This window comes from Nocardioides sp. zg-1308 (genome assembly GCF_013155375.1).
Lineage (GTDB): Bacteria > Actinomycetota > Actinomycetes > Propionibacteriales > Nocardioidaceae > Nocardioides > Nocardioides renjunii.
In genome coordinates this window covers 687727-707782 of the sequence record NZ_JABJQY010000002.1, presented here as the reverse complement: position 1 = coordinate 707782, position 20056 = coordinate 687727, and the positions used below count along the sequence as shown (strand labels likewise).

The 20056-nt window shown below is 73.2% G+C and carries 20 protein-coding genes; 10 read left to right on the top strand and 10 right to left on the bottom strand.

Annotated elements, in window-relative coordinates:
* Positions 1-90: 90 nt before the first annotated feature.
* The 3 genes from HN031_RS05215 (at position 91) to HN031_RS22200 (ending at position 2969) form a co-directional block, all read left to right on the top strand.
* Complete coding sequence (locus HN031_RS05215; protein ID WP_367650654.1) at positions 91-1026, top strand: 2-hydroxyacid dehydrogenase; 936 nt, start codon at positions 91-93, stop codon at positions 1024-1026.
* A gap of 87 nt (positions 1027-1113) precedes the next feature.
* A complete protein-coding gene (locus tag HN031_RS05210) occupies positions 1114-2298 on the top strand; it encodes a mandelate racemase/muconate lactonizing enzyme family protein (RefSeq protein WP_172267253.1) in 1185 nt (394 codons plus the stop codon).
* Positions 2295-2969, top strand: coding sequence for a FadR/GntR family transcriptional regulator (locus HN031_RS22200; protein ID WP_172267250.1), 675 nt, complete (start codon positions 2295-2297; stop codon positions 2967-2969). The genes HN031_RS05210 and HN031_RS22200 overlap by 4 nt, the downstream gene beginning before the upstream one ends.
* A gap of 49 nt (positions 2970-3018) precedes the next feature.
* Here the strand turns inward: HN031_RS22200 and HN031_RS05200 are convergent, their stop codons facing one another.
* The 7 genes from HN031_RS05200 to HN031_RS05170 all read right to left on the bottom strand — a co-directional run bounded on the left by HN031_RS05200 (position 3019) and on the right by HN031_RS05170 (position 8963).
* Entirely contained in the window at positions 3019-3348 is a 330-nt protein-coding gene (locus tag HN031_RS05200; RefSeq protein ID WP_172267247.1) for a metalloregulator ArsR/SmtB family transcription factor, read from the bottom strand.
* Positions 3349-3351: 3 nt separating this feature from the next.
* Entirely contained in the window at positions 3352-3993 is a 642-nt protein-coding gene (locus HN031_RS05195; RefSeq protein WP_172267244.1) for an SRPBCC family protein, read from the bottom strand.
* Positions 3994-4154: 161 nt separating this feature from the next.
* Positions 4155-5420: a glucarate dehydratase gene (locus HN031_RS05190; RefSeq protein ID WP_172267241.1), complete on the bottom strand. Its 1266-nt coding sequence runs from the start codon at positions 5418-5420 to the stop codon at positions 4155-4157.
* Between the two features lie 8 nt (positions 5421-5428).
* Entirely contained in the window at positions 5429-5824 is a 396-nt protein-coding gene (locus HN031_RS05185; protein ID WP_172267238.1) for a universal stress protein, read from the bottom strand.
* Complete coding sequence (locus HN031_RS05180) at positions 5821-7341, bottom strand: tripartite tricarboxylate transporter permease (RefSeq protein ID WP_172267235.1); 1521 nt, start codon at positions 7339-7341, stop codon at positions 5821-5823. The genes HN031_RS05185 and HN031_RS05180 overlap by 4 nt, the downstream gene beginning before the upstream one ends.
* Positions 7342-7354: 13 nt before the next feature.
* Positions 7355-7891 carry a tripartite tricarboxylate transporter TctB family protein gene (locus HN031_RS05175; RefSeq protein WP_172267232.1) on the bottom strand — a complete coding sequence of 179 codons (537 nt, stop codon included), beginning with the start codon at positions 7889-7891 and terminating at the stop codon, positions 7355-7357.
* A 73-nt stretch (positions 7892-7964) separates the two neighbouring features.
* Positions 7965-8963 (bottom strand): tripartite tricarboxylate transporter substrate binding protein, encoded by a 999-nt coding sequence (locus HN031_RS05170; protein WP_172267229.1) that lies wholly within the window; start codon positions 8961-8963, stop codon positions 7965-7967.
* Positions 8964-9075: 112 nt separating this feature from the next.
* Here HN031_RS05170 and HN031_RS05165 point away from each other — a divergent pair, with 112 nt between their 5' ends.
* Together HN031_RS05165 and HN031_RS05160 are read left to right on the top strand one after the other, a co-directional pair.
* Positions 9076-9990: a LysR family transcriptional regulator gene (locus HN031_RS05165; RefSeq protein WP_172267226.1), complete on the top strand. Its 915-nt coding sequence runs from the start codon at positions 9076-9078 to the stop codon at positions 9988-9990.
* Between the two features lie 100 nt (positions 9991-10090).
* Positions 10091-11917, top strand: a complete 1827-nt coding sequence (locus tag HN031_RS05160) for a cell wall metabolism sensor histidine kinase WalK (protein WP_172267223.1) — start codon at positions 10091-10093, stop codon at positions 11915-11917.
* A 9-nt stretch (positions 11918-11926) separates the two neighbouring features.
* Here HN031_RS05160 and HN031_RS05155 read toward each other — a convergent pair whose 3' ends face one another.
* Together HN031_RS05155 and HN031_RS05150 are read right to left on the bottom strand one after the other, a co-directional pair.
* Positions 11927-12403 (bottom strand): GNAT family N-acetyltransferase, encoded by a 477-nt coding sequence (locus HN031_RS05155; protein WP_172267220.1) that lies wholly within the window; start codon positions 12401-12403, stop codon positions 11927-11929.
* A 49-nt stretch (positions 12404-12452) separates the two neighbouring features.
* Positions 12453-12725, bottom strand: a complete 273-nt coding sequence (locus HN031_RS05150) for a hypothetical protein (RefSeq protein ID WP_367650653.1) — start codon at positions 12723-12725, stop codon at positions 12453-12455.
* A gap of 117 nt (positions 12726-12842) precedes the next feature.
* Between HN031_RS05150 and HN031_RS05145 the strand changes: the two genes are divergently transcribed.
* Together HN031_RS05145 and HN031_RS05140 are read left to right on the top strand one after the other, a co-directional pair.
* Positions 12843-13763: a glucose 1-dehydrogenase gene (locus tag HN031_RS05145; RefSeq protein ID WP_172267214.1), complete on the top strand. Its 921-nt coding sequence runs from the start codon at positions 12843-12845 to the stop codon at positions 13761-13763.
* Between the two features lie 66 nt (positions 13764-13829).
* Positions 13830-15257: an NAD(P)-binding protein gene (locus HN031_RS05140; protein ID WP_172267211.1), complete on the top strand. Its 1428-nt coding sequence runs from the start codon at positions 13830-13832 to the stop codon at positions 15255-15257.
* On the opposite strand, the gene HN031_RS05135 is transcribed toward HN031_RS05140, so the two are convergent.
* Positions 15254-16069: an NAD-dependent epimerase/dehydratase family protein gene (locus tag HN031_RS05135; RefSeq protein ID WP_172267208.1), complete on the bottom strand. Its 816-nt coding sequence runs from the start codon at positions 16067-16069 to the stop codon at positions 15254-15256. The genes HN031_RS05140 and HN031_RS05135 overlap by 4 nt on opposite strands.
* 154 nt (positions 16070-16223) lie before the next feature.
* Here HN031_RS05135 and kdgD point away from each other — a divergent pair, with 154 nt between their 5' ends.
* From kdgD to HN031_RS05120, 3 genes are read left to right on the top strand one after another with little or no spacing between them, the layout of a single operon-like run.
* Entirely contained in the window at positions 16224-17150 is a 927-nt protein-coding gene (gene kdgD, locus HN031_RS05130; protein WP_172267205.1) for a 5-dehydro-4-deoxyglucarate dehydratase, read from the top strand.
* Positions 17151-17205: 55 nt separating this feature from the next.
* Entirely contained in the window at positions 17206-18723 is a 1518-nt protein-coding gene (locus tag HN031_RS05125) for an aldehyde dehydrogenase (NADP(+)) (protein WP_172267202.1), read from the top strand.
* Entirely contained in the window at positions 18720-20051 is a 1332-nt protein-coding gene (locus HN031_RS05120) for an enolase C-terminal domain-like protein (protein ID WP_367650652.1), read from the top strand. Before HN031_RS05125 ends, HN031_RS05120 begins: the two co-directional genes overlap by 4 nt.
* The last annotated feature ends 5 nt before the right edge of the window (positions 20052-20056 follow it).

Below are 20056 nucleotides of genomic sequence, written 5' to 3'. Positions count from 1 at the left end.
CGGGTCGGTCGTCCACGTCGTCTCACCGGGCATCGCGCGATAGCGAGGTCGTCTTGGACGGGCCGACCCCCGTCCGACAAGGATGGCGGGGTGACGTCCCACAGCGAGCACCAGGTCCGTGTCGTCCAGCTCGGGGGGCTGATGCCCTTCCTGCGCAAGTGGCTCGACGAGCGGTACGCCGCCCCGGAGCTCGCCGACCTCGGCGACCCCGCGGGCGTCGTGGTCGCCGTCGCCGGCGGCGGTGCCCCGGTCGGCGCCGCCGAGATGGACGCCCTGCCCGACCTCCGGGCGGTCGCCAACTTCGGCGTGGGCTACGACAACGTCGACGTCGACGAGGCGCGTCGTCGCGGGATCGCGGTGTCCAACACGCCGGACGTGCTGACCGACGCGGTGGCCGACCTCGCGGCGTTCCTGGTCGTCGACGTGCTGCGCGGCCTCACGGCCGCGGACCGCTTCGTGCGCAGCGGGGCGTGGGCCCGCGGGGAGCGGCTGCCGCTCACCCGGGACGTGCGGGGCGCCGTGGTCGGGGTGCTCGGCCTCGGGCGCATCGGCACCGCCGCGGCCGAGCGGCTGGAGGCCTTCGGCGCCGAGGTCCACTACCACTCGCGCAGCCCCAAGGACGTGGCGTGGACCCACCACTCGAGCCCGGTCGAGCTGGCGGCGGCGAGCGACGTGCTGGTCGTGCTGACGCCCGGCGGTGCCGGCACCGAGGGGCTGGTGGACGCCGCGGTCCTCGACGCGCTCGGCCCGGACGGCTACCTGGTCAACGTCGCCCGCGGGTCGGTGGTGGACGAGGACGCGCTGGTCGCCGCGCTCGAGGCGGGCCGGATCGCCGGCGCCGGCCTCGACGTCTTCGCCGACGAGCCGCACGTGCCGGAGGCGCTGCTGGGCCGCGACGACGTGGTGCTGCTGCCCCACGTCGGCAGCGCGACGGTCCAGACCCGCGAGGCGATGGGCCGGCTCGTGCTCGACAACGTCGACGCCTTCCTCGGCCGGGGCGAGCTCGTCACGCCGGTCCCCGAGTGACACAGCGACCTCCTGGGACGGGTTGACGAAGTTGTAGGACGAGTTGCACACTCATCATACAAGTTCGTGACGACCCGAGGAAGCCCCATGTCGCAGACCGCCACCCCGCCCGCCGCCGCCGCCCCCACCGCCGCCCCGACCGCCCCGGCGAGCACCGGCGACCGCATCCGCAGCATCACGCTGTCGCACGTCGTGCTGCCGCTGCCCAACCCCGTCAGCGACGCCAAGGTGCTCACCGGCCGGCAGAAGCCGCTCACCGAGACGGTCATGCTCTTCGTCGAGCTCACCACCGAGCAGGGGCTCGAGGGCATGGGGTTCAGCTACTCCAAGCGCGCCGGCGGCAAGGCGCAGTACGCCCACCTCAAGGAGGTCCTGGACGTCGCGATCGGCCAGGACCCGAGCGACATCGCCAAGATCTACGAGTCGCTGATGTGGGCCGGCGCCTCGGTCGGTCGCTCGGGTGTCGCCACCCAGGCGGTCGCCGCCCTCGACGTCGCTCTCTACGACCTCAAGGCCCGGCGCGCCGGCCTGCCGCTGGCCAAGCTCCTCGGGGCGCACCGCGACTCCTGCCGGGTCTACAACACCTCCGGCGGATTCCTCCAGGCCTCGGTCGAGGAGATCAAGGAGAGGGCGACGGCCTCGCTCGAGTCGGGCATCGGGGGCATCAAGGTCAAGGTGGGCCAGCCCGACTGGCGCGAGGACCTGCGCCGCGTCACTGCCCTGCGTGAGCACCTCGGCGACGGACCGTTCATGGTCGACGCCAACCAGCAGTGGGACCGCGCCCGTGCCCGCCGGATGTGCCGCGAGCTCGAGCGGTTCGACCTGGTGTGGATCGAGGAGCCGCTCGACGCGTGGGACCACGTCGGCCACGCCGACCTGTCGCGGACCTTCGACACCCCCATCGCCACCGGCGAGATGCTGACGTCGGTCGACGAGCACATGGGCCTGGTCGACGCCGGCTACCGCGGCATCGTGCAGCCCGACGCCCCGCGCATCGGCGGCATCACGCCGTTCCTCCGCTTCGCCACCCTCGCCGCGCACCACCGCCTCGACCTCGCCCCGCACTACGCGATGGAGATCCACCTGCACCTCGCGGCGACGTACCCGACCGAGCCGTGGGTCGAGCACTTCGAGTGGCTGGACCCGCTGTTCGAGGAGCGCATCGAGATCCGCGACGGCCGCATCTTCGTGCCGGACCGGCCGGGCCTCGGCTTCACGCTGACCGACGAGATGCGCTCCCTCACCGTGGACACCGCTACCTTCGGCGCGTGAACACGACCCTCGCGCAGCGCGTGGTCGCCGGGCTCAAGGACAAGATCCTGGCCGGCGACCTGGCCCCCGGCGCGAAGCTGCCGTCGGAGGCCGAGCTCATCGAGGAGTACGCCGTCTCGCGCACCGTCGTGCGCGAGGCGGTGACCCGGCTCCGGGCGGAGGGCCTCGTCGAGACCCAGCAGGGTCGGGGGTCGTTCGTGCTCGCCGTGCCCGAGCCGTCGACGTTCAGCGTCGAGTCGTCCGCGATCCGCACGCACGCCGACGTGATGGCGATGCTCGACTTCCGCATCGGGGTGGAGAGCGAGGCCGCGGGCCTGGCTGCGCGCCACCACACCGCGGCGGACGCCGAGGCCATCTCGGCGGCCATGGACGGCTTCGTGCGGGCGGGCCACGAGGGGGCGGTGGAGGCCGACTTCGCCTTCCACCTCGCCGTCGCGGGGGCGACCCACAACCGGTTCTACGTCGACCTGCTCGGCTCGCTCGGGCCGATGATGATCATGCTGCCCCGCACGCGCCTGCGGGAGGCGTACTCCATGACCGACGCCTCCCACGTCGAGCGCGTCCAGCGCGAGCACGACAACGTCGCCGCCGCGGTGCTGGCCGGCGACGTGGAGACCGCCCGCGCCGCGATGCGGCTGCACCTGGGCAACACCCGCCGCCGCGTCACCTGAGCGGGCACTTCGTGCCCGTCCTGCACGCCGACCGGGCACTTCGTGCCCGTCAGCGGCGGCGGGACTTCTTGCCGCGGGCGATCTCGGTCCCGAGAGCGTCGAGCCTGGTGTCCCAGAAGACCCGGAACTGCTCGACCCAGGCGTCGACCTCCTGCATCCCCGTGGGGTCGACCGAGTAGAGCCGGCGGGCGCCCTCGGCTCGTACGCTCGCGAACCCGTGCTCACGCAGCACCTTGAGGTGCTGGCTCACCGCCGGCTGGCTGATGCCGAACTCATCGCGCACCTGCGCGGCCACGTCCCCGGCGCTCGCCTCGCCGGCCGCGAGCAGCTCGAGGATGCGGCGGCGTACGGGATCGCCGAGGACGTCGAAGGCGTGCACGGTTCAGGCCGGCGCCTCGGCGCCGGTGTAGAACGCCGCGGTGCGCGCGGCCGCCGCGCGGGAGGCGTCCGGGTCGTCGGAGACGGCGGCGTCGGCCTCGCCCCACTGCGTCGCCGCGCCGCTCATGAAGGCCTGGCCGTCGGGGGACGCGCCCCAGCCCTCGACCTCCTCGTGCGGGATCGAGCTGCCGGTGGCGAGGTGCTCGGCGAGACCCATCAGGCCGAGCTCCCAGCCGACACCGACCGCGCCCGGGCCGTACGTCGACCAGTGCTCGTTGCCGGACACGTCGGCCGCGTGGCGCAGCGTCAGCGTGGCGCCGTCCGGGCTCTCCTCGAGGTGGACGTCGACCCACGTCGTGTCACCGCCGAACTCCCAGGTGATGGCGAGGTGCCGCGGCTGGTCGCAGGCGATCACTTCGCCGCCGGCGTTGCCCTCGACCTGGAAGCGGCCGCCGAGCCGCAGGTCGCCCGAGACGGGGGCGAACCAGCGGGGGATCCGTTCGGGGTCGGTCACGGCCTGCCAGAGGTCGTCGACGTCCGTGGGGTAGGTGCGGGAGGCGACCACGACCTTGACGGGCGTGCCCTCGTGGGTGCTGTCCTCGACGGCGCGGGTGGTGGCGCCCAGGTGCTTGGCTACATCGAACATGCGCCCACTGTTTCATGTCGGCCTTATATAAGGCAAGAACGAATAACGTATCCGTGCCAGGACGGGCGCGAAGTGCCCGGTCGGCGTGCAGGACGGGCACGAACCGCCCGTCGGCGGCCAGGACGGGCACGAAGTGCCCGGTCACGTGTAGTGGGGCCGGACTACCAGCGCGAGGTGTTCGGGGTGAAGCCCGGCTCGATCGAGCGCATGTAGACGGTGTCCTCGCGCCGGCGGACGCCGCAGGAGAGGTAGAGCTCGTGCAGCTCGCCGAGGGCGTCGCGGTCGAGCTCCACGCCGAGTCCGGGCCCCGTCGGCACCGCGACCGACCCGCCCGAGAACGACAGCACCCCGTCCGCCACCACGTCTTGGGTCTTCCACGGGTAGTGGGTGTCGCAGGCGTAGGTGAGGTTCGGCGTCGCCGACGCGAGGTGGACCATGGCGGCGAGCGAGACGCCGAGGTGGGAGTTGCTGTGCATCGACAGCCCGAGGCCCCAGACGTCGGTGATCCCGCCGAGCAGCGCGGACTTGCGCAGCCCGCCCCACAGGTGGTGGTCGGACAGGACCACCTGGACCGCGTCCTGCGCGATCGCGGGCGGCAGGTGCTCCATCGCGATGACGCACATGTTGGTGGCCAGCGGCACGTCGGTGCCGGCGGCGACCGCGGCCATCCCCTCGATGCCCGGCGTCGGGTCCTCGAGGTACTCCACGACACCGGCGAGGCGCGAGGCCACCTCCAGCGACGTCTCGACGGTCCACGCGCCGTTGGGGTCGAGCCGCAGCGGCATCTCCGGGAAGGCGTCGCGCAGCGCCTCGATCGCGGCGCACTCCTCCTCCGGGGGGAACACGCCGCCCTTGAGCTTGAGCGAGCCGAAGCCCCAGCCGTCGACCATCCGGTGGGCCTGGGCGACGACCTGCTCGGGCGTCAGCGCCTCGCCCCACGCGTCGTCGGCGTGACCGGGGTGCCCGGCCCACTTGTAGAAGAGGTAGCCGCTGAACGGCACCCGCTCGCGCACGGCGCCGCCGAGCAGGTCGCTCACCGGCACGCCGGCCTCGCGGCCCTGCAGGTCGAGGCTCGCGACCTCGAAGGGGGAGTAGACCGTGTCGACGGCGGAGTCGACGTCGAGCATCCCGCCGAACGACGCACCGCCGCCGCCCACCTCGCGGCCGAGCACGTCGGTGACCAGCCGGCGCAGGCCGTGCAGGTCGTACGGGTCATGGCCGGGCAGCGCGGTCGCGACGGCGTCCAGCCGGGCGAGGTGCGCCTCGTCGGCGTAGGTCTCGCCGAGGCCGAGCAGGCCGGAGTCGGTGTGCAGCTCGACGATCGCGCGCAGCGCGTAGGGCTGGTGCACGCCGACGACGTTGAGCAGGGGCGGGTCGCCGAACGCGACGGGGGTGACGACGACCCGGGAGATGCGGCTGCGGCTCACCGGCGCGCTCAGCTCGCGGGCTTGACGGCCAGGATCGGCACGTCGAGGTCGAGCAGGAGGCGCTGCGCGTCGCTGCCGGTGACGAGCTTGCCGACCGGGGAGCGGCGGCGCAGGCCGATGACCACGAGCCGGGCGGACGTGGCGGCGACCAGGGCGCGGAACGTCTCGACCAGGTCGTCGCCGTGGTCGGCGTGGTCGACGCGCGCCGTCACGCCGGCCTGCTCGGCACGCGCGACGAGCTCGTCCGCGGCCGTCTCGTCGATGAGCTCGACGTCGACGGTGCTGCGCCGGCGCGGGCTGTTGAGGATGACGACGTCCTCGCCGTGGGCCGCCGCCTCGGCCAGGCCGGCCTCGAGGGCCGCCTCCCCGACGGCGCTGGGAACGTAGCCGATCACGATGGTCATCGCAGGGCGTCCTCTCGGTGGGTGGTCTCGTCCGGGACGGTGGCGGCACGCCGGTGGCGCACGGCCTGGACGACGGGGAACACGGCGGCGACCAGGAACAGCGCGAGGATCGTGCCGGAGATCGGGCGGGTGACGAAGCCGGTCGGGTCGCCCTCGAAGATGAGCAGCGCGCGGCGGACGTTGTTCTCCAGCAGTGCGCCGAGCACGAACGCCAGCACCATCGGGCCGGGCTCGAAGCCGACCTTCTTCATCAGGTAGCCGAGGATGCCGAACGCGATCATCACGAAGATGTCGAAGACCGAGTTGTTGATCGTGTAGACGCCCAGGACCGTGATGAGGGCGGTGATCGGCGCCAGGATCGCGGGTCGCACCCGCAGGATCCGCACGAAGACGCCCACCAGCGGCAGGCTCAGCAGGAGCAGCAGCAGGTTGCCGATGTACATCGAGTTCACCACGCCCCAGAACAGGTCGGGGCGCTCCTCGAGCAGCTGCGGTCCGGGCGTGATGCCGAGGACGAGCAGGGCGGCGAACAGCATGCCCATCGAGGCGTTGGCCGGGATGCCGAGCGTCAGCAGCGGGATGAAGGACGACGTCGCGGCGGCGTTGTTGGCGGTCTCCGGCGCGGCGACGCCCTCGATGGCGCCGCGGCCGAACCGCTCGGGCGTCTTCGAGACGCGCTTCTCGGTGGCGTACGCCGCGAGCGAGGCCATCACGGCGCCACCGCCGGGCAGCACGCCGAGGAAGAACCCGATGACCGAGCCACGGCCGATGGCGGGCGCCGCCACGCGGAGCTCCTTGCGCGACGGCCAGATGTTGGCGACCGCCGCCGGCACGTGGACCTTCCCGTGCCGCTCCTCGAGGTTGTAGAGGATCTCGCCGACGCCGAAGAGGCCCATCGCGACGACGACGAAGTCGAGGCCGTCGGCGAGCTGCAGGCTGTCGAAGGTGAAGCGCTGCGAGTTGTTGAAGCTGTCGCGCCCGACCGTGGCGAGGAGCAGGCCGATCGAGGCGGCGATCAGCGCCTTGACCGGGTGGCCGCTGCCGATGGTGGCGATCAGCAGCACGCCGAGCAGCGCGAGGGCGGCGTACTCGGCGGGGCCGAAGTCAAGCGCCCAGCCGGCCACGACGGGCGCGGCCAGGCTCAGGGCCACGATGGAGACGGTGGCGCCGACGAACGAGCCGATCGCGGCGATGCCGAGCGCGGTGCCCGCCTTGCCCTGCTTGGCGAGGGCGAACCCGTCGAAGACCGTGACCACCGACGACGCCTCGCCCGGCAGCCGGAGGAGCACCGAGGTGATCGTCCCGCCGTACTGGGCGCCGTAGTAGATCCCGGCGAGCATGATCACCGCGGCGACCGGGTCGACCGTGACGACGATCGGCAGCAGGATCGCCATCGTGGCGGCCGGGCCGAGGCCGGGGAGCACGCCGATGAGCATGCCGATCAGCACGCCGATCAGGCAGTAGAGCAGGTTGCCGGGCTGGGTGACGACGGCGAAGCCGTCGAGGAACGCGTCCATGTCGGTCCGCCTCTCAGAACAGGTGCGGCAGCGGGATCCGCAGGCCGTAGAGGAACAGGGCGTAGAAGGCGGCGACGGTGCCGAGGGAGACGGCGAGCGTGGAGCGCCACGACTCCCCGCCCAGGAACCGCAGCCACACCACGCACAGCAGGAAGGCCGGGATCTCGAAGCCGAGGGTGGGGATGAGGAAGGCGAGCGCGATGAACGTCGCGACCCCCACCAGCGGCAGCACGCTCGCGCGGCTGAACCGCTCGCTGTCCCTCAGCCCGCGGCCGACGAGCAGCAGCGTGAGCGACAGCACGACGATGACCACCGACACCACCATCGGCCACAGGCCCGGGCCGGGTCGTTCCAGCGACCCGAGCCCGTAGCCCTGGGCGAGCACCGCGCCGACGAGGCCGATGGCGAGGGTGACCAGCGCGGCGACGACCTGGTAGGCCGGTCCTCCCGCGGGTGGTCGGTGCTCCTCGAGCTCGTGGGCGACCTCGGCCTCGAGCTCGGCGAGGATGTCGCCCTCGCCGGCCCGGGGTGTCGTGCGCTCGTCGCTCATCGTCGGTCCTTCTGCGCTGGTGTCGTGGTGGTGCGGGTGCGAGCCGGGCGGCCGTGGCCGCCCGGGGGCGTGGTCAGCTGGCGTCGCCCAGGTCGATGTCGTACTCCTCGACCAGGTCGGCGTAGCGCTGCTTGTCGGTCTCGAGGGCCTCGGCCACCTCGTCGCCGGGGACCTCCATCGGCGTGAGGCTGTTCTGCTCGTTGAAGGCCTGGTAGTCCTCGGACTCGAACGTCGTCTGCATCGCCTCCCAGATGGTGTCCTTGACGTCCTGGGGCGTGCCCTTCGGGGTCGTCATGAAGCGGTACTGGTAGACCTCGACGTCGAGGCCCTGCTCGGTGGCGGTGGGCACGTCGGGGAGGAACTCGATGCGCTCGGGGGCGAAGACCGACAGGGCGGTGAGCTTGCCGTTCTCGATGTTCTCGATCGCCTCGCCGGTCTGCAGGCAGGCGGTGTCGACCTGGTTGCCGAGCAGTGCGGTGAGGGCGGGGGCGCCGCCGTCGAACGGCACGGCCTCGGAGTCGATGTCGCCGCTCTCGTAGGTCAGCGCGCAGGCGAGCTGGGCCCCCGTGCCGACGCCGGTGGTGCCGTAGGTGACCTTCTTGCCGGCGCCCTTGAGATCGTCGATCGTCTTCCAGGGGTTCTCAGAGTTGGTGACGAGCACGTAGTCGTCGCGCGAGACGCCCCCGACGACGTCGAAGTCGTCGATGCTGGTGACCTCGTCCTCGGCCACCGCGAGGGGCGTGATGGCGAAGAGCGAGGCGTTCTGCACGGAGATGATGTTGCCGTCGGGCTCGGCCTGCTGCACCTCGGCAGCGGCGAGCGCGCCGTTGGAGCCGGAGCGGTTGAGCACCGAGAACGTCTCGCCGAGCTCGTCGGAGAGCCCGGTGGCGATCTGGCGCGAGATCAGGTCGGATGAGCCGCCCGGGTCGGCGCCGACGTACATCTCGACGGAGCCCGAGGGGTACTCGCCGCCGTCGTCGCCACCGGTGGTGGTGGAGACGCCGCCGCAGGCCGAGAGGGCGAGGGCCGTGCCGGTGGCGACGGCCGCCAGGCTGAGGGTCTGCTTGCGCATGGTGGTGCTCCTTGTCAGGGGTGTGACCACCGACACTAGGTTTGCACGACGATGCCGGTCCAAGCCCGATTCGGCATGGACTGATCCAACTCGTGCATCGTAGCCTCGGCTCGTGATCACCCTCGACCAGGTCCGCTCCTTCGTCGCGGTGGCCGAGGAGCTGCACTTCGGGCGGGCCGCCGAGCGCCTCCGGATGACGCAGCCGCCGCTGTCGCGCCAGATCCAGAAGCTCGAGAAGTCGGTGGGTGCGCGGTTGCTCGAGCGCGACAACCGTCGCGTCGAGCTGACGGGCGCGGGCGTCGCCTTCCTCGACGAGGCCTACCGGCTGCTCAACCTCGTCGAGGGCGCCGGCGACCTGGCCCGGCGCGTCGACGCCGGGGCCGCGGGCGTCGTACGCCTCGGCTTCACCGCCGTCTCCGCGATCTCGATCCTCGGGCCGCTGCTGCGCCGCCTCACCGCCGAGCTGCCGGACGTCGAGGTGGTGCTGTCGGAGCGCGTGACCAACGCCCAGGTCGACGGCATCCGTCGCGGCGAGCTCGACGTCGGGCTGGCCCGGCCGCCCTTCGACACCTCGCTGCTGCGCTCGCGGGTGGTGCTGCGCGAGCCGTTGATGGCGGTCGTGCCGGCCTCGCACCCGCTCGCCTCGGTCGCGCGGCCGCTGGCCGCCGGCGACTTCGACGGCGAGGCGGTGATCGGCTACAACCCCGACCAGTCGCGCTACTTCCACGAGCTGTCGGTGCGGTTCTTCGCCAATGCCCACCCCCGCGTCGACCAGCGGGTGCACCAGGTGCTGACCGCGATGCTCCTCGTCTCCGCGGAGCGGGGGGTGACCCTGGCCCCCGCCTCGGCGGCGTCGCTGCACGTCGACGGGGTGGTCTTCAAGGAGCTGGCCCACCACGGCGGCGACACCCGCGTGGACGCCGACCCCGACCGGCCGGTCGAGCTGCACGCGATCTGGTCGCGGGAGGCGATCACCCCCGTCGTACGACGGGTGCTGGACGTCGTGACGGCGCGCGTCGAACCGTAGGCGCGCGCGGCGCGGTGTCAAGGCTTCCTTGCGCGTCCTGCGCCGAACCGCCCCTGCGGTGACCGCCGACGTGGTGGAATCGACCCCGGAGAGGGGTGCGATGCACGACGAACCAGACGCCGGCCGCACCGGCGAGCCCAGCGCGGACGGTCCCGCGGCGCTCGCCCCGTGGGCCGACGACCAGACCCGGCAGCACCTGCAGGTGCTCGTCGAGGGCGTGGCGACGCTGGCCGGCTTCGAGCAGTCGGCGGTCCTGCTGCGCCGCGACGGGGTCTTCCAGGTGGTCGCCGCGGCCAGCGTCGCCGACGGCTTCATCGGCTCCACGACGCCGACCTGGGCCATCGAGCGCGAGCTCGCCCGCTCCGACGACTGGGGCGCCTGGCGCTTCGTGCCGCACGACCGCGTCGGCGACGAGGTGCTCGACTACAGCCACATCCCCGACATCACACCGCTCGAGGGTGAGGACGCGTGGCACCCGCTGGACTGGCTCTTCGCCCCCCTCCACGACGACCAGGGCGAGCTGCGCGGCGTGCTGGGCGTGGACAGCCCGGGCGACGGCCGCCTGCCGGGGCCGGAGAAGCTCGAGGTCCTCACCCGCTACGCCGGCGTCGCCCGCACCCTGATCCTGCTCGCCCTCGAGCGCGAGGACCTGCACGAGCGGGTGCGCATGGCCACAGAGGCCCGCGCGATCGTCCGGCAGGCGCTGACCGAGCCGACGCTCGACCTCGTCCTCGAGGCCTGCCGCGCGACGCTGGTGTCGTGCTTCGACGCCATCGGCATGTGGCTGACCGCCTTCGACGAGCACGGCAGCGGCACCTCGACGACGTTCTACTCCCGCGACAGCGACATCGCGCCGCCCTTCTCCGAGATCGACGACGTCGTGGTGGGGCTGGCGCACCGCTACTGGGCCGACCAGTACGTCGCGCCGTTCTCGTCCGCCAACCGCGACCAGCCGGGACTGCCGCCCGAGGACGCCGAGCGGCTCGTGCAGTTCCTCGACCGGATCGGCCTCGGCTCGGTCCTCTTCGTCCCCCTCGGCGTCGGTCCCGCGTGCCTCGGCTTCCTCGTGCTCACCCGGGCCCCGGACGCCCGGCCGTGGACGGACCTCGAGCGCGACGCCGCGCTCGACATCGGCCGCGACCTCGGGCTCGCCGTCGCCAACGCCCGGCAGCTGGAGCTCGAGCGCGCGGTCATCGACCGGCTGCGCCGCCTCGACAGCTATCGCGTCGAGGTGGTCAACACCCTCGGCCACGAGCTGCGCAACCCCCTCTTCTCGATGAGCGCCAACCTCGAGCTGCTCGACATGGCGAGCCTGGACCCCGACGCCCGGCGGTCGGTGGAGGCCGCCACCCGCGGTGCGGTGCGGATGCGCGCCGTCATCGAGGACATGCTCACCATGGCCCAGGTCTCCGACCCGCGGCGCGAGTTCGACCCGGTGGCGGTCGACCTGCGCCGGGTGGTGCACGACGTGATCGACGAGTGCCGCGCCGGCGCCGACGCGGGGTCGGTCACGGTCGAGGCCGACCTGCCCGAGGCGCCGGCCATGGTGGCCGGCCAGCCCGACGAGCTGCACCGGCTGCTGACCAACCTGATGAGCAACGCCATCAAGTACACCGACCCCGGCGGCCGGGTCGTCGTCCGCATCGCGAGCGACGGCGCGGACGTCGTCACCACCGTCACCGACACCGGCATCGGGATCTCCGCCTCCGACCAGGAGCAGCTCTTCCGCGAGTTCTTCCGCTCCACCAACCCGGCCGCCCTGACCCGGCCCGGCACCGGGCTCGGCCTGGCGATCGTGGCCCGGATCGTCAACCGGCACGGCGGCACCGTCGGGCTCGACTCCGAGCGAGGCCGCGGGACGACGGCCACGGTCACGCTGCCGGCGTACACCGGCGTCCTCGTCGAGGACGTCGTCAGCGCGGACTGAGCGCGAGCGTCAGCGCGCAGTGAGCGCGAGCGTCATGAAGGTGCTCATCGGGTCCTCGACGTAGGGCCCGAACGGCGGGCAGGGCTCGAAGCCCGCCCGCGCGTAGAAGGTCCGCGCCGCCTCGAAGAACGCCATGCTGCCCGTCTCGAGCGAGACCCGCTCGACCCCGCGCGACCGAGCGTCGTCCAGGACGTGGGCGAGCAGCGCCGAGGCGATCCCGCGGCCGCGGAGGCGGGGGTCCGTACGCATGCTCTTGAGCTCCTCGTGCCGCTCGTCGAGCCCCGCCAGTGCCGCCGTGCCGGCGACGCCCTCGACGTCGGGGACGGCGGCCACCCAGAGGCGTACGTGCTCCGCCTGCAGCGCGTGCAGGTCGAGCGCGTGCCGGCTCTCCGGCGGTGCCGTGGGCTCCATGTCGTCGAGGTGGGCCTGGAGGAAGGCGGCGAGCCGGGGGTCGGCGAAGTCGGCGCGGGTGATGGTCACGTCCACGGGGGAAGTGTGGCCGGTCGGTGGTGCGGGACGCGTCGTGGGTCGTGCCTCAGGGGCGCGGGTTGGTCCGGGTCCACGGCCTGCTGTCGCGCTTCTCGCCCATCCCGGCCGCGCAGCGGCGGCACGCCTCGCGCACCTCGTCGGCGTCGCGGCCGGTGGCGGGCTGGGCGTCCACCCACTGCACGTGCGGGAACCGGTGCAGCCGGGCCTTGCTGAGCGGCACCCCGCAGAGCGTCTGGTTGGTGCCGCGCAGCCAGGCGTGGACCAGGCCGGCGGGCGCGCGGAAGCCGTCGGGGTCGGTCCAGCGGTCGGTCGCGGCCACGGCTGCGTCCTTCGGTGCCATGCCCTCCGGTGCCCTCGCATCGACCGTCGTATGCCGGGTACGGAGGCGTCTCCAGACCGGCCCGACGATGCGACGAACCACGAGGAAGGACCTGCCATGAGCGACGAGGGACAGTCCGAGCAGACCCGACAGGACCCGACCCAGGTGCACGAGCAGCCGGACACCGAGGGCGAGCAGCTGCCGGAGCCGGGTGACGAGGCCTCGGTCACGAGTGAGATGGACGAGAAGCCCGACCACGGCGAGGAGACCTACCGCGGCCACGACCGCCTGCTCGACCAGGTCGCGGTCATCACCGGAGGGGACTCCGGCATCGGCCGCGCCGTCGCCCTGGCCTTCGCCCGCGAGGGCGCCGACGTGGTCATCGCCTACCTCGACGGCGAGGACGAGGACGCCGAGGAGACCGCGCGCCTCGTCGAGGACGCCGGGCGTCGGGTCGTGCTGGTCCCGACCGACCTCGTGGAGGAGGAGGCCTGCCGGGCGCTCGTGGACCGCGCGATCGAGGAGTTCGGCCGCATCGACGTCCTAGTCAACAACGCGGCCTACCAGATGGCGCAGCCCGGCGGCATCGCCGACATCACGACCGAGCAGCTCGACCGGGTGATGCGCACCAACATCTACGCCATGTTCTGGCTGTGCAAGATGGCGCTGCCGCACATGAAGGCCGGGGCCAGCATCATCAACACCTCCTCGGTGCAGTCGAGCTCGCCGTCGCCGGAGCTGCTCGACTACGCCACCACGAAGGCCGGGATCGTGAACTTCACCCGCGGGCTCGCGCAGTTCGTCGCCGAGCAGGGGATCCGCGTCAACGCGGTGGCGCCGGGCCCGATCTGGACGCCGCTCATCCCGGCGACCATGCCGCCGGAGAAGGTCGAGACGTTCGGCCAGCAGACCCCGATGGGCCGGGCCGGGCAGCCCGCCGAGGTGGCGACGGCGTTCGTCTACCTCGCCTCGCCCGAGTCCAGCTACATCACCGGCGAGGTCATCGCGGTGACCGGGGGACAGCCCGTCACCATGTGACGCGTCGTGCGCCGGCTGGGCGCGGCGGGCTTGGACCCGGCGCCCCGCCGGTGCGACGGTGACCCCATGGAGACCCTGCTCGACGTCGACTACCTCGTCGTGGGGGCCGGTGCCATGGGCATGGCCTTCACCGACGCGCTGGTCGACCACGCCGACGTCCGCGTCGCGGTCGTCGACCGGCGCCACGGTGCCGGCGGCCACTGGCTCGAGGCCTACCCCTTCGTCCGGCTGCACCAGGCCTCGGCCTTCTACGGCGTGGCCTCGACGGTCCTCGGCGGCGGTCGGCTGCAGCAGCAGGGCCCCGAGGCGGGCCTGCAGGAGCGCGCCTCGCAGCCCGAGATCGTGGCCTACTACGACCGGGTGGTCGAGCGGCTGCGGCAGACCGGACGGGTGGAGCTGCTCACGGGCGCGGACCACGTCGGTGACCGGACCGTCGTCTCGCGGGTGTCCGGGCAGCGGTTCGTGGTGCCGGAGCGGTGCCGCGTCGTCAACGCCCACCACCTGGCGCCCGGCATCCCCGCCGAGGTGCCGCCGCCCTTCGCCGTGTCCGCGGGCGCGCACGTGGTGCCGGCCAACGACGTCGTACGCCTCGAGGCCGCGCCGAGCCAGTACGTCGTCGTGGGCTCCGGCAAGACTGCCACCGACACCTGCGTCTGGCTGCTGCAGCACGGCGTCGACCCCGACGCGATCTGCTGGGTGCGACCGCGCGACCCGTGGATGCTCGACCGGGCCCTCATCCAGCCCGACCCGGAGATCTTCCTCGGCGTGCCGGCGGCGATCCTCGAGGCGGCGGCGGCCTCGTCGAGCCTGGACGAGGTGTTCCTCCGGCTCGAGGAGGCCGGCGTGATGATGCGGATCGACCGCTCGGCCACGCCGACCATGGCCAAGGCGCCGACGCTGGGCACGTGGGAGCTCGAGCTGCTGCGCAGCATCGAGGACGTCGTACGACGCGGGCACCTGCGCGCGGTGGACCGCGGTCGCCTCACCTTCACCGACGGCTCGACCGTGCGGGTCGCCGACGACGCGGTCGTCGTGCACTGCGCGGCGGACGGGCTGAAGAACCCGCCGCTGGTGCCGGTGTGGCGACCCGAGGACATCACGCTGCAGCCGGTCCGTGCGGGGTTCCCGTGCTTCGGCGCGGCCGTGACCGGCTACGTCGAGGCGACGCGCACCGACGACGACGAGAAGAACCGGCTCTGCCCGCCGTCGCACTACGGCAACACGCTCGCCCAGTGGGCGGCGATGAACGTCCTCGGCACGCGCGCCTCGACGTCATTCTCCGCGGAGCCGGACATCGCCGCGTGGGCCAGTCGGGTCGCGCTCAACCCGGCCCGGGTCCCGCCGGACCACCCGGCGACGGCCGCTCTCGACCACGTCCGGGAGCGGATCGCGGCCAGCACCGGGCCGGGCCTGGCGAGGCTCGCGGAGCTGTCCGGCCTGTCCGGGCTGTCCGGCCTGTCCGGGCTGGCTGGGCCGTCCTCGCCCGCCGGCTAGTCCCCGACCGCGGCGTACCCCTCGCGGTAGGTCGGCAGTGCCGGCGCCCAGCCCGTCGCCCGGAGCCGGGCGTTGGACAGCCGCTTGCCGTGACCGCGGGCCGGGTCGGCGCGCGGGGGAGTGGGCGCGCCGAGCCGCTGTGCGAGGAAGGCCGCGACGTCGCCCAGCTGCGCCGGCTCGTCGTCGGTGCCGAGGTAGAGCCGGTCCGGCTGCCCCACCATCGTCAGGAGGTGGACGACCGCGGCCGCCGCGTCGCCGCGGTGGATGCGGTTGGTCCAGCGGTGCGGGTCCTCGACGCGACCCTCGCGCACCCGGTCGACGAGCCGGGTGCTGCTGCCGCCGTAGAGGCCGGAGAGCCGCAGGACCGTCCCGCCCGGGACCCGCTCGTGGAACGCCTCCTCGGCCGCCACCAGCATCCGGCCGGGTCCGTCCGCCGGCGTGGTCGGCGCCGTCTCGTCCTCCAGCGGCGGCTGGTCACGGCTGCCGTGGACGGCGGTCGAGGACACCAGCACCGCCCGCTCGGGGGCGACCGGCAGCGCGTCGAGCGCCCGCGCCATCCCGTCGACGTACGTCGCGCGGTAGGACTCCTCGGTGCGCGGCCGCGCGGTCAGCGCCACGACCACGAAGCGGGGGCGTACGTCGGTCAGGTCCGGCGCACCGGCTGTCAGGTCGACCGACCGGCCGACGAGCGGCGCCGGCACCTTGGCGGCGTCGCGGCGCAGTGCGAGCACGTCGTGGCCGAGGTCGGCGAGCCGGAGGCCCACGGCGGCACCGAGGTCGCCGGCGCCGACGAGGAGGACGTCGGAGGTCATGGGGCGCAACCTATCGAGCGGCCCGAGGCATGATGCCGTCGACGCATCACGGGATTCAGAAACGGGCTTGGACAGGCATCGTCGCTCGTTCCTAGGTTGGTGAGCACCGCCACATCAGTGGCGGGACCACCGGCCTCGGACTGAAGGACGCAGCGTGACGAAGTACAGCCCCACCGAGCTCGTCGAGACCCTGGGGAGCGGCCTGCTGTCGTTCCCGGTGACCCACTTCGACGCCGACCTGCAGTTCGACGAGCCCGCCTACCGCGAGCACCTCGAGTGGCTCAGCGGCTACCCGGTGGCCGGGCTGTTCGCCGCCGGCGGCACCGGCGAGGGCTTCTCGCTCACCCCCGAGGAGACCGACCGGGTCGTCCGGAGCGCCATCGCCGGCGCCGGCGGCAAGGTGCCCGTGCTGGCACCCGCCACCGGCTCGACGGTCAACGCCGTGGCCCAGGTCCGGGCGGCCGAGGAGGCCGGCGCGGACGGCATCCTGCTCATGCCGCCCTACCTCACCGAGGCGGGCCAGCGCGGGCTGGTCGAGCACGTCAGCGCCGTGTGCGCCGCGACCGGCCTCGGCGTCATCTACTACTCGCGCGCCAACGCGGTGCTCGGCACCGACGCCCTCGAGCAGGCGTGCCAGCGCAACGACAACCTCGTCGGCTTCAAGGACGGCGTCGGCTCGATCGAGCAGATGACCCGCACCTACGCCCAGCTCGGCGACCGGCTCGTCTACGTCGGCGGCCTGCCCACCGCGGAGGTCTTCGCGCTGCCGCTGCTGCAGCTCGGGGTGACCACCTACAGCTCTGCGATCTTCAACTTCGTGCCGCAGTTCGCGCTCGACTTCTACTCCGCCGTCCGTCGCCAGGACCAGGCGACGGTCTACGCGATGCTCAACGACTTCGTCATCCCCTACACCAAGATCCGCGACCGCGAGTCCGGCTACGCGGTGTCCATCGTCAAGGCCGGCCTGGCCGCCGTGGGACGTCCGGCCGGTCCGGTGCGCCCGCCACTGTCGGACCTGCTCGAGGCCGAGCGCGACGAGCTCCAGACGCTCGTCGACAAGGTGGCAGGCTCGAACGCCTGACCCGCCGCACCACGAGCACGAGCAGCACGAGCAGCACAGCTACCGAGAGGACCCCATGTCCGACAGCCAGACGATCGCCGCGACCTCCGTCATCGCCGGCGCCGACTCCGAGCAGCCCGACGTCCCCGCCGCCACCGCGGCAGCCGTCGAGGCGTTCGCCGCCTACCGCGCCACCTCGCCCGCCGAGCGCGGCGCCTTCCTCGAGGCGGTGGCCGCCGAGATCGAGGCCGACAAGGACGCGATCATCGTCGAGGCCGTGCGGGAGAGCGGACTGCCCGAGGGCCGCATCACCGGGGAGGTGGGGCGTACGACGGGACAGCTGCGGATGTTCGCCGGCGTCGTCCGGTCCGGTGACCACCTGGGCGTCCGCATCGACCCGGCGCTGCCGGACCGTGCGCCGCTGCCGCGGGCCGACATCCGCCAGCGGATGGTGCCGCTCGGGCCGGTCGCCGTCTTCGGCGCCAGCAACTTCCCGCTCGCGTTCTCCACCGCCGGCGGCGACACCGCCTCGGCGTTGGCGGCCGGCTGCCCGGTCGTCGTCAAGGGCCACCCGGCCCACCCCGTCACCGGCACGCTCGTCGCCCGCGCCATCACTCGCGCGGTGCAGGCGTCCGGGCTGCCGGCCGGGGTCTTCTCCTTCGTCCTCGGCGGCATCGAGACGGGCCAGGAGCTCGTCGTCGACCCGCGGATCACCGCGGTCGGGTTCACCGGGTCCCGCGGTGGCGGCCTCGCCCTCGTCCGGGCCGCCGCCGGCCGGGAGGTGCCGATCCCGGTCTACGCCGAGATGTCCTCGATCAACCCCGTGGTGGTGCTGCCCGGGGCGCTCGACGGCGACGTCGACGCGCTCGCGACGGCCTACGTCGGCAGCCTGACGCTGGGCGCCGGCCAGTTCTGCACCAACCCCGGCCTGCTCTTCCTGCCGAGCGGCGAGCAGGGTGACGCCTTCCTCCGGGCCGCCGGCCGGGCCGTCACGGACGCCGCCGGCCAGCCCATGCTCACGCCCGGCATCGCCGAGGCGTACGCCAGCGGCACCGCCAGCCTCCGCGGCACCGAGGGCATCCGCGTCGTCGGCGAGGGCTCCGCCGCCGGCGACCACGCGCCCGCGCCTGTGATCTACGAGGCGCCGGCCGAGCTGCTGGCGCTCGACGACAGCAGCGTGACCGACGAGGTGTTCGGTGCCTCCGGCGTCGTCGTGCGCTACGACGACGTGGCCGACCTGCTGCCGCGCCTCGAGCAGCTCGAGGGCCAGCTGACCGCGACCGTCCACGCCGACCCGGCCAGCTCCGCCGACGCCGACGCAGCCGCCGCGCTGCTGCCCGTGCTCGAGCTCAGGGCGGGCCGGATCCTCTTCAACGGCTGGCCGACCGGTGTGGAGGTCGGGCACGCGATGGTCCACGGCGGGCCCTACCCCGCCACCTCCGACAGCCGCACCACGAGCGTCGGCAGCCTCGCCATCGAGCGCTTCCAGCGCCCGGTCGCCTACCAGGACGTCCCGGCCGCGCTCCAGCCCGAGGCCGTGCGCGACGACAACCCGTGGGGGCTGCGCCGCCGCATCGACGGAGACCTCGAGTGAACGCCAGCATCGCGAGCGTCGAGGCGGTGCCGGTCGCCGGCCACGACTCGATGCTGCTCAACCTCAGCGGTGCGCACGGTCCGTTCTTCACCCGCAACATCGCCATCCTCACCGACTCCGAGGGCCGCACGGGGCTCGGCGAGGTGCCGGGCGGCGAGGCGATCAGGACGACGATCGAGGACGCCGCCGACCTCCTCGTCGGCCAGCCGGTGGCGCGGTTCCGCTCGCTGCTGCGCGAGGTCGCCGCCCGCTTCGCGGACCGCGACGCCGGCGGTCGCGGCCTGCAGACCTTCGACCTCCGCACGACGATCCACGCCGTGACCGCGCTGGAGTCGGCGCTGCTCGACCTGTCGGGCCAGGCGCTCGGCGTCCCCGTGGCCGAGCTGCTCGGCGACGGCCAGCAGCGCGACAGCGTGCCGATGCTGGGTTACCTCTTCTACGTCGGCGACCCCGACCGCACCGACCTGCCCTACCTGCGTCCGACCGACGAGCCGGGCGGCCCCGACGACTGGGAGAAGGTGCGGCGCGAGGAGGCGATGACCCCCGCGGCCGTCGTACGCCTCGCCGAGGCCGCGCAGGCCCGCTACGGGTTCAGCGACTTCAAGCTCAAGGGCGGCGTGCTGGCCGGTGATCAGGAGGTCGCGGCCGTCACGGCGCTGCACGAGCGGTTCCCCGACGCCCGCATCACGCTCGACCCCAACGGCGGGTGGCTCCTCGAGGACGCGGTCCGGCTGCTGCAGGGCACGGACGACGTCCTGGCCTACGCCGAGGACCCGTGCGGGGCCGAGGGCGGCTACTCCGGACGCGAGGTGATGGCGCAGTTCAAGCGCCGCACCGGCCTGCGCACGGCCACCAACATGGTCGCCACCGACTGGCGGCAGATGGCCGACGCGGTGCGCACGAACGCCGTCGACATCCCGCTGGCCGACCCGCACTTCTGGACGATGGCGGGGTCCGTGCGGGTCGCGCAGCTCTGCCACGACTTCGGCCTCACCTGGGGCTCGCACTCCAACAACCACTTCGACGTCTCGCTCGCGATGTTCACCCAGGTCGGTGCCGCCGCGCCGGGGCAGATCACCGCGCTCGACACGCACTGGATCTGGCAGGACGGCCAGGGCCTGACGACCGAGCCGCTCGAGATCCGCGACGGTGCCGTCGCGGTCCCGACGACCCCCGGCCTCGGCGTCACGCTCGACCGCGACCGGCTGGCCGCGGCGCACGAGCTCTACCTCGAGCACGGGCTGGGGGCGCGCGACGACGCCGTCGCGATGCAGTACCTCTTGCCGGACTGGAGCTTCGACCCCAAGCGTCCCTGCCTCGTGCGCTGACCGGG